1 protein-coding gene is annotated in these 1,007 nt (G+C 67.5%); it reads left to right on the top strand.

What is annotated here, in order from left to right; all coding sequences use genetic code 11:
- Positions 1 to 148: 148 nt before the first annotated feature.
- The coding region (locus ACFQSB_RS40170; RefSeq protein ID WP_417774573.1) for an IS256 family transposase at positions 149 to 1,007 on the top strand (859 nt) is incomplete at its 3' end.

Genomic DNA, 1,007 nt, shown 5'->3' with positions numbered 1-1,007 from the left:
GGGGGTATCCCTCTAGGTGTGGGAAGTGATCTTGCTGGGAAGCAAGTCATCTGTGGGCGAGGGCTCACTTCTTCGGGGGATGGTCATGACGGTAATCGAGGGTGTCGGCGGCCACATGTCGACCACGCTGAGTGAGATCCGCTCTACGGTGAGGGATGTGGCTGGTGAACAGCAGGAACGTCGTCCGATTCGGGAGTTGATCAATGATCGGCTGTTGGACGAGTTGCTGGTCCGGTCCCGGGACGAGGCGGGCGGCCTGCGGCTGACGGGCGAGGGCAGCATGCTCGGCGACCTGGTCAAGGCCGTGCTGGAGCGGGCCTTGGAGGCCGAGCTGACCGCGCATCTGGGCTACACCCGGCACGAGCAGGGCGCCGGGGCGGCGGCTGGGAACGCCCGCAACGGGAAGATCGGCAAGACGGTGCAGACCGGGGTCGGGCCGGTACGGCTGGCGGTTCCGCGGGATCGGGCCGGGAGTTTCGAACCGGTGCTGGTGCCCAAGCGGGCGGGCCGGGTCTCCGGCGGCCTGGACGACATGGTCATCTCGTTGTACGCGCACGGGATGAGCGTCCGGGACATCGTGCACCACCTGGAGCAGGTCTATGGCACCCGGCTGTCGGCCGAGACGGTGTCGCGGATCACCGAGCAGGTGATGGAGGAGGTGAAGGTGTGGCAGCGGCGCCCGCTGGATCCCATCTACGCCGTGGTGTTCCTGGACGCCCTGGTGGTCAAGGTCCGCGACAACCACGTGGTGCAGAACAAGCCGGCCTACATCGCGGTCGGGATCGACACCGACGGCGACAAGCACGTGCTGGGCATCTGGATCGCCAAAACGGCCGAGGGCCCGGCGTCCGGGGAGGGCGCCGGGTTCTGGCGCAGCGTGATCAACGACCTGCGCAACCGCGGCGTCGCCGACATCCTCATCGCCTGCTGTGACGGGCTGAGCGGGTTCGAGGACGCCGTCCATGCCGCGTTTCCCGCCACCACCGTGCAGACCTGCATCGTTCATC

This window comes from Sphaerisporangium rhizosphaerae, from assembly GCF_042665155.1.
Lineage (GTDB): Bacteria > Actinomycetota > Actinomycetes > Streptosporangiales > Streptosporangiaceae > Sphaerisporangium > Sphaerisporangium rhizosphaerae.
The sequence above is the reverse complement of the archived record's forward strand: the minus strand, read 5'-3'. Positions and strand labels throughout refer to the sequence as shown.